3 protein-coding genes are annotated in these 4967 nt (G+C 46.8%); all 3 read left to right on the forward strand.

The window, feature by feature from the left end; genetic code table 11:
- A partial coding sequence (locus B5D26_RS15885) for a zinc ribbon domain-containing protein (protein WP_143833135.1) occupies positions 1–268 on the forward strand: 268 nt, incomplete at its 5' end.
- Positions 269–417: 149 nt separating this feature from the next.
- Positions 418–3156 (forward strand): beta strand repeat-containing protein, encoded by a 2739-nt coding sequence (locus B5D26_RS15890; RefSeq protein ID WP_143833136.1) that lies wholly within the window; start codon positions 418–420, stop codon positions 3154–3156.
- A 642-nt stretch (positions 3157–3798) separates the two neighbouring features.
- Positions 3799–4845, forward strand: coding sequence for an acyltransferase family protein (locus B5D26_RS15895; protein ID WP_139776696.1), 1047 nt, complete (start codon positions 3799–3801; stop codon positions 4843–4845).
- Positions 4846–4967 lie beyond the last annotated feature (122 nt).

A 4967-nucleotide genomic window follows, 5' to 3' on the forward strand; every position in this document is an offset into this window, starting at 1 on the left:
GTCTAAAGCGCAAGGTAAGCATCTGGTTAAAATCGACCAGTGGTTTGCCAGCTCCAAGACCTGTTCTTGCTGTGGACACAAGGTAGACACCCTGCCGTTGTCGGTTCGCATCTGGGCATGCCCGGCTTGTTCGGTAGAGCTAGATCGCGACATCAACGCCGCGATCAATATCCGCCAGCAGGGTGTTATCAAACTAAAGGCCGAAGGACTGTCGGTTCCTGCCAATGGAGGCTTGCGTAAATCCGGCCACGCGCCGGTTGCTGCCTGAGAAGTTGGAAGCCTCGCCCGAAAGGGCGGGGAGCAGTCACCGTTACTCAGATCACACTGACTGACACTGCGGGTACAACACTAGCTCCTGTGGGTTATAGCAACCGTGACGGTATTATCGATCAAAGCGGTTTCACCCTGTTTGCTCAGATGTCTGACTCTGAAGCTCAAACAATCACTAAACTGATTACTACTAATGTAGAGCTAGACAACATCGGTTACGGTTCTCAGGGTGCTACTCTGGATATCGGCGGCCAGTCTAACTCTGACAAAGGCGTTGAAGAGTTCAAAATCACCGCTAAAAATGGCGTATGGCTGACAGCTGCAGTTTCTCAGGGTGCGGGTGAAAACAACCACCTAGAGCGTATTGAACTGCAAACGGGTTCTAACGGCTACTTCCGCGTAGGTACTCAAAAGAACGATCCTAACCACGTAGTGGCTTTGGTTGATCAAGACTTCACTAAAGGTGGTCTGGTTGATGTACAGCAGGTTGAAGCTTCTAACGCAGGTTCTGTAGCTATCAACAGCTGGGTTTCTGATGCTGTACTGTCTCGCTATGACCTGAAAGACACTGGCCTGTTCACTACCGATGATACTGATGCACTGATTGACTACAATCTGACTTCAGGTAACGACGTATTGAATCTGGCTATTGATACTGACGTATTGGAAGCGGTTGATACAAAAGTAGCGGTTAAATCTGGCGATGGTAATGACGTTGTTACCGTTATGGCGTCTAACGGCTTGACGGGTGACAAAGCGGTTGCATTGCAAGTCAATACTGCAGCTGCTGGCTGGTTGGTTAACCAACAACTACTAGACAACATCACTATTGATGCAGGCGCTGGTAACGATTGGGTTCTAACTCCAGGTGCAGGCGCAGCAATTATCAATGCAGGTGCTGGTAACGACGTAGTACGTGTAGACAACGCTGGCGACCGTGGTGTGTTTGTTTTCAACAATGCTACTACTGATATTCAAAAGTTGGTTACCAACCAAGATATCGTATCTAACAGCGATGATGCCCTGTCTAACGGTGCTAACGACACAGCGCAAACCTACAACTTCTTTAAAGCCCAAGTACAAGTAAGCTTTAAAGGCTTTGAGTCTAAGTTTGTTACTATTGACTCTACCAACTACCAGACCACGACTAAGCAGATTAATCAGGCGATCAAAAAAGCCGTTAACGAAGACGCGGTACTGAGCAAGCTGATGTTTGCCCATGACAACGAAGGCAACGCACTGGGTCTTGAGTCTCTGATCGACGGCCTGCTGGCAACCAACGAGCTGGTAATCGACATCATCCCACCGGTTGCTTTCGATGCTAACGAAACCGCAGCAGCTAAAGCGGCTCGTGAAAAAGCCGGTAATCTGATGCTGACAACCGACGACCTGACAAAAGCGGATGCCGCTTACAAACAGGCTACGGGTACACTGAACACAGGTGCTATTGATACAGCGGTAACAAATGCTGAAGGTCTATACGCTTCTGAGTTTGGTACGATTAACAGCGCACCATACACGACACTGCCAACAGCAACTAATGATGCAACAGCTTATGTTGCGGGTACAAATGGTGTTGTAACTCTGACTGTAAGTGCCGAAACCACAGGCGCAGGTACTGTAACCGTTGGTGGCAGAACAATCTCTCTTGATGATTTAACTGCTGACGTGAATAACACAGCTGCTGAAATTGCTGCTGAGTTGAACCTGCTGAAAACCAATAGCCCAACAACTACTCTGGCATTTGGCGCAACCAATATTCCATTGAGTGCGATTACAATTGCTAATGCTCTTGCTGCTGTCACGTTCACGGTTGATGCTAACTGGATGGGTGATAATTCCGTTGCAAACTTGACTGGTTTAACACCAGTCTTTGCTTTGGGCACTGCTACTGGTGCTGCTGTTGGTGCTGGTGCTGTTGTTACAACACCAGGTACTGCGACAACACCAGAAAGCCAAACCATCACATTTGCTTCACCAGACAAAGATGGCACTATTACAGTGGGTGGTATTAACGTTGCTGTATTGGCAACAGACACCGCAGCTCAAGTGGGCGACAAAGTGCAAGCGGCTTTGCATGAGCAGACGATTGGTGGTCAGGTCGTTAGCGTAACGGATAACAATGCTGGTGTTGTAACCATTAAGTTCCCTGCTGTTGGTGGTGATGTTGCTGCTGTTACTGTGACACAAGTTGCTTCAACGAATGTCACCGGTACTGCAAGCGGTGCTGAAAGCGATAACGTGATCAACCTGGGTTCCGGTCAAGACGTTCTGACTCTAGGTACTGGTGCACTGAGCAACGATACTGTTCAAATCACTGGTTATGACAACGGTGTTAACACTATCGTTAACTTCACCGCAGGTGCAGTTGCCGATAATAACGGTGCAGATCTGCTGGACTTCAACGCGTATCTGACCAGTGTTAACGCAACCACTAAAGCGCCTATCGCTAAAACAGTATCTGCTGATAATGCTGATGTTGTGGTTGATAACTCTGTTACTATTATTGAGTTTAACGATGGCACCGCACTGGAAATTGCAGATGTTGCTGTAACCTTCGACAGCCTGACCGCTGCGAATGTTAAAGCGATGATCAATGGTACAGAGGTTGGTGGCACACACTACTTCGGTGAACTGGATCTGAACCTGACCGCAGGTGCTGCAAACTCTACCAGCAACTACGTTATTCTGGTGCATGACAATGCACAAGTTGGTAACGAGAATAACGAAGGTGTTTACAAAGCCTTCCACGTCACCAGCACCGGTACTTCTACCGATGCCGCAGATGTGAAACTGATCGGCACCTTCGACTTCGGTGAAACTGCTGCTGGTAATTCTTACCTAGATGGTTTGGTAGCGTCTAACCTTGGTCAAGGCATAGCTTAATCCTTCTGGATTAATAGGTTGTTTGGGTTGCAGTTCGCTGTAGCCCATTAAACCGATACCGAGTTTAGGTATGTAAGACAAAACCCTGCTTTCTTTGGAAAGCGGGGTTTTTTTATGCCTGATGATTTTAATGGTGTATGACGCTGTGATTATGCTTCAACGGTGCATGACGCTGTGCTTATGCACCCTACGTTGCGTTGTGGTGTTTTGGTTTGGGTGTTTATGGTGCATGACGCTGTGCTTATGCTTCGACGGTGCATGACGCTACGCTTATGCACCCTACGTTGGGATGTGGTGTTTTGGCTTGGGTGTTTATGGTGCATGACGCTACGCTTATGCACCCTACGTTGGGTTGTGGTGTTTTGGTTTGGGTGTTTATGGTGCATGACGCTGTGCTTATGCTTCGACGGTGCATGACGCTACGCTTATGCACCCTACGTTGGGTTGTGGTGTTAAGGGGTTGTTGTAGGGTGCATAAGGGGTGAGGTACGAGCCACGTCATGCACCAAACTCTTATGATAAATCATGCTGCGCTTATCCCCCTGCGCTTATGCTTCAACGTAGGGGAGATCAAAATATTATTCATTTTGTAATAACCTCTTTATTATTACCGCTCACTGATAATAGGTTGAGAGGTTACAGGTGTTTAATCCCGTTGTGGAAGGATTGCGCGCGGTAGGTGCCCTAATGGTGCTTGTGCATCATTATGTTTTTTATTTAACGCCAGTCTGGGCTGAGCGTCTATTAGGGTTACATTTTTTTCATGTAGGAGTTGATCTTTTCTTTGTGCTAACAGGCTATCTGTTTGCCCCCCTGTTGCTGGGTTTTCATACTCAAACAATAAAGGTATTCGTGAGACGGCGTATCTGGCGGTTGTATCCTATGTATTTGATCTCTTTAATACTGGCATTATTTCTGTCGGCAGGAGATCTTGGTGAGGACTTGTTTCAGCTTTTACGCCATCTACTCTTTTTACAAGCGGCGCCCGATCAAAATTTAGCTGATGTCGGCTATTTTAGTGAGGTTTATTGGACCTTAACGGTAGAAGTTGCCTTCTATGTACTAATCGCTTTAAGTTTGAAACTACCTCATTCTTGGCTAAGCAGCTCGCAACGATTTTGGTGGTTGGCGGTTATCGCTATGGTAGGTTTTATAACCTTGTACAGCTTTCAATATGCACCATCAAATAAAGATTGGGTGGTGAGACAAGCGCAGTTACCTGCGTTGTTAATAGAGTTTTGGTTTGGTATGGCGGTGTTTTGGCTGCTGAAGCAATCAGGCGATCATTATAAGCATTACTATCCGCTGTTTTTAGGTTTTGGGCTTGTGATTTTAGTGGCACTCTATTGGTATTACCCCACCGCTTTGGCGGAGTCTATTAGTCCTCGGCCATTTGGCTGGTTTAATGTTTTGGCTGCTTTTGGTTTTGCTCTGTTGCTAGCAGGTATCTTGTTAGCTCAGCAAAAAGGCTTACTTTTACCAAAGAGCTGGGGGCAGATGGCGGTTAAAGCTGGTGCCGGTAGTTATGGTATTTATTTACTTCATGACTTTATTGCTCAGCTTGTATTCTTATGGGCAATGCCACCAAATATATCCGTTGTTACTGCGCTTTTATTAACTCTGTGTACTTCGGTGCTTCTATATAAATGGGTTGAAGCACCCTGTCGGGAGTATGGGCGTTCAAAATAGACAGTACATGATGCTGTATTTAGGTTTTAACGGTGCATGGCGCTGCGCTTATGCTTCAACGGTGCATGACGCTACGCTTATGCACCCTACGTTGGGTTGTGGTGTTTTGGCTTGGGTGTTTA

It is taken from the genome of Oceanospirillum multiglobuliferum (assembly GCF_900167095.1).
GTDB lineage: Bacteria > Pseudomonadota > Gammaproteobacteria > Pseudomonadales > Halomonadaceae > Oceanospirillum > Oceanospirillum multiglobuliferum.

Coding starts and splice junctions, on each gene's coding strand:
- B5D26_RS15890 (WP_143833136.1), top strand. CDS start 418: ATGTCTGACTCTGAAGCTCAAACAATCACTAAACTGATTACTACTAAT.